This is a genomic window from Pseudomonas sp. zjy_15, assembly GCF_043101865.1.
Taxonomy (GTDB): domain Bacteria; phylum Pseudomonadota; class Gammaproteobacteria; order Pseudomonadales; family Pseudomonadaceae; genus Aquipseudomonas; species Aquipseudomonas putida_Y.
This window is the reverse complement of sequence record NZ_JBICII010000086.1, coordinates 1-3,113: the sequence shown is the minus strand read 5'-3', so window position 1 is coordinate 3,113 and position 3,113 is coordinate 1. Positions and strand designations below refer to the sequence as shown.

The window sequence follows — 3,113 nt, the reverse complement described above, 5'->3', positions numbered from 1 at the left end:
TCCACCACCGTGGTAGGAGCGGGTTCACCCGCGAAAGGGCCGGCACAGGTTCAAACAGATGTATCAGCCAAAGCCCGCTGCACCTGGTCGAGCTCCAGCTCGCTGAACACCTGCACCCCCGCCCGCCGCAGCAACGCGGTGGTTACCCCTTCCCCCGCCACTTTCACACCACTGAAGGTGCCATCATAGGTCAACCGGTTGCCACACGAAGGGCTACCAGACTTCAGCACCGCTACGCGGATGCCATGCCGGCGCACCAGTTCCAGCGCCAACTGCGCACCGGCCAGAAACTCGGCACTGACATCTTCACCCGTTACCGTCAGCACCTGCGTGTCACCATCGAGCACAGCGCGGCCCTGCCCTCCGGGTATCTCCGCTGGCGGCCGCGGTGTCGGCAAGCCGCCGGCCACCTCCGGGCACAACGGCACGACGCGCCCTTCAGCCTGCCACTGCTGCAACAAATCGGGATGGCCGCTGGCACGGCCGTCATAGCGTACTGGCTGCCCCAACAGGCAGGCGCTCACCAACACCTTGGGCATATCAGAAAAGGTCATTGCCACGCCTCCTGAACCAGCCGGTCAACGACAGCCGCTCGCGCCCGGCCGGCAATACTTCGTGAGGCACTTCGCCCGACAGGAAAACCACCAGGCAAGCGGCCACTGGCTCGACATCGTGCTCGACACCGTTGGCCAGAAACATGCGCAACTGGCCACCGTCATGCGGTTGCCAGCCTTCATTGAGGTAAAGCACCGCCGAGACCATACGCCGGTCATCGTCGCGGAAGCGGTCCAGGTGCCGGCGATAGAACGCCCCCGGTGGGTACAGGGCAAAGTGGCATTCGAAGTCTTCCAGGCCCAGGAACAGGCCTTGGTTGATCGCCAGGCGCAACTGATCCATCGCCGCCAGGTACTGGTCGCAGGCCTCGGCCTGCCCCGGGTCGATCCACTGGATCTGGTCACCGCGAATGGCTTCGCGCACCTCCTGGGTAGCACCCCGCCCAACCCCTGCGGGGTTGAGTTCGCCTTCGGCATCACGGCGCCGGCACTCGGCTGCCAGTGCGCGCACCAGGTCGGCAGGCAGAAAGTGCGCCTGCTGGGACCAGCCATGGGTGGCCAGATCGTCGACGACGGCCGCAAGCATCGGGTATTCAGGGAAGATGTGCATGGCGCGCATCATATCCATTCGCCCTGTCGCCGCACAGCGCCACTTGGCCGAGAAACACGCGGATATCTCGACAAACCGGCGCCGGGCCAAGGACAATAGGCCCCTGCCGACAGGAGTCCTGAATGCGCCGTCTGTTTTCCCTGATTCTGCTGATGATCTGCACCATGCCTGTCTGGGCAGACAACCTGGATCAACTGTACAAGGCTGCCGGCTGGCCCGACCAGCGCGCCCACTTCAACGATGCTCTGACCGCCGCCCAGGAGCGCTACCGCAACAGTTTGCCACCCGCCGTTTACCAGGCGCTGGTCAACAACAGCAACCAGCGCTTCCAGGCCCAGGCGATGGACCGTCGCGCCCAGACCAAGCTGCGCGCCACCCTGGCCAACCCGGCACCGGCCCTGGCCTTCTTCCAGTCACCGCTGGGGCGCAAAGTGGTGGCGGCCGAGCTCAGGGCCACCCGCAAGGACGAACTGGCGAAGAACGCCAAAGGCCTGCCCAAGATCCAGGCCAGCGACGATCGTCTGCTGGTCATCGGCCATCTGGCCCAAGCCCTGCCTGCACGAGAGGCCGGCGCCGAAGTCAGCCTTGCCATCGCCGGTGTAGCCGCCGACAGCCTCAGCTCGATGATCCCCGGCCTGTTCGGCGGCGGCCAGGCACAGAGCCTGCTGGATGGCCAGCGCCAGCGACTGATGGGGCAGATTGGCGAAGACCTGAACAACACCCTGCTGTACGTCTACCGTGACCTGTCCGATGCCGAGCTGGAAGCGTTCGCCACCTTTGCCGAGTCGCCCGAGGGCAAGGCTTACTACCAGGCGGCCCTGGCCGCTGTGCGCGCCGGCCTGGCGGTTGGCCAGAGCGCCGACGACCTGAAGTGATCAGCCCAGACGCTGATCGATGAAGTCGAAATAGCGCTGGCGGATGCCCGGCAATTCGTTGGCCAGGTGGTGACGGGCCTCGGGCAGCATCAGGATCTGCGGCTCGGCAAACTTGGCCTTGAGCACTTCAAGGTTGTAGGGCCAGTCCACCGTACCATCCGCCTCCCCCTGTACGATCAATGGCCGCCGCGCACTGCGCGGCGCGGCCTCGATGCGTTTGACCCAGGCGATCAGTGCGCCCACCCAGGCCGTTGGCAGGCGACGCGGTTGCAGCGGGTCGGCCTCCAGGAACGGCAGGAAGGCCGGGTCGTTGGTGTTCTCACTGAAGCGCCGTTCGATGCCATTGACGAAGTGGCGCAGCACGCAATAACTGAACTTCGACCAGCGCCAGGAACATGGCCGCACCAGCGGGGCCAGCAGGATGACCTGGCCATCGATGGGGCTGCGTGCGCCATGGTGCAGCAGATGGTCCACGGCAATCGCCCCCCCCGTGCTCTGCCCACAAAGGTGCCACGGGTGCGGCAGTTGCAGCGTGTGCACCTGTTCGAACAAGGCCTCCAGCACCTGCTGGTACACCGCGAAGTCAGTGATGCTGGCCCGCTCGCCGCTGGACAGGCCGTGGCCGGGCAGGTCGCAACTGATCACCGCAAAACCTTGCTTGAGTGCCCACGCAATCACATGCTGGTACAGCCCCATGTGGTCGTAATAGCCGTGCAGCAGGAACAGCGTCGCGCTTGGCTGCTCGGGTAGCCAGGCCTGCCCGACCAGGTCGAACCCCGCCGCCTGGAAGCTGCCTAGCCAGCTGTGTGCCGGCAGGTTCAGGCCATAGAAGCGCTGGTAGTCCTGCGCTTGTGCCGACAGTGGCTGGCGAGTGGTGAAGGGCGCCAGGCTGGTGCGCAGGCGGTCGGGGTGAAAGGCAGGGGGCATCGGGTACATCCACATTGATGCAAGTATTGATCTGGAATCTTCAGCTCTGGCCGGCGCCATGGCAAGCTTGCTCGCCTCGAACAACCAGCATCGAACTAATTGTGGGAGCGGCCTTGTGTCGCGAAAGGGCCGCAAAGCGGCCCCAGC

4 protein-coding genes are annotated in these 3,113 nt (G+C 65.1%); 1 reads left to right on the top strand and 3 read right to left on the bottom strand.

Features of this window, described 5'->3' with window-relative positions:
- Window positions 1-50: 50 nt before the first annotated feature.
- Window positions 51-554 (bottom strand): DUF523 domain-containing protein, encoded by a 504-nt coding sequence (locus ACF8EF_RS15710; protein ID WP_392461549.1) that lies wholly within the window; start codon window positions 552-554, stop codon window positions 51-53.
- A complete protein-coding gene (locus ACF8EF_RS15705; protein ID WP_392461551.1) occupies window positions 541-1,173 on the bottom strand; it encodes a 2OG-Fe(II) oxygenase in 633 nt (210 codons plus the stop codon). The genes ACF8EF_RS15710 and ACF8EF_RS15705 overlap by 14 nt, the downstream gene beginning before the upstream one ends.
- 113 nt (window positions 1,174-1,286) lie before the next feature.
- Here ACF8EF_RS15705 and ACF8EF_RS15700 point away from each other — a divergent pair, with 113 nt between their 5' ends.
- Window positions 1,287-2,039, top strand: a complete 753-nt coding sequence (locus ACF8EF_RS15700) for a DUF2059 domain-containing protein (protein WP_176682797.1) — start codon at window positions 1,287-1,289, stop codon at window positions 2,037-2,039.
- On the opposite strand, the gene ACF8EF_RS15695 is transcribed toward ACF8EF_RS15700, so the two are convergent.
- Entirely contained in the window at window positions 2,040-2,966 is a 927-nt protein-coding gene (locus tag ACF8EF_RS15695) for an alpha/beta hydrolase (protein WP_176682798.1), read from the bottom strand.
- Window positions 2,967-3,113 lie beyond the last annotated feature (147 nt).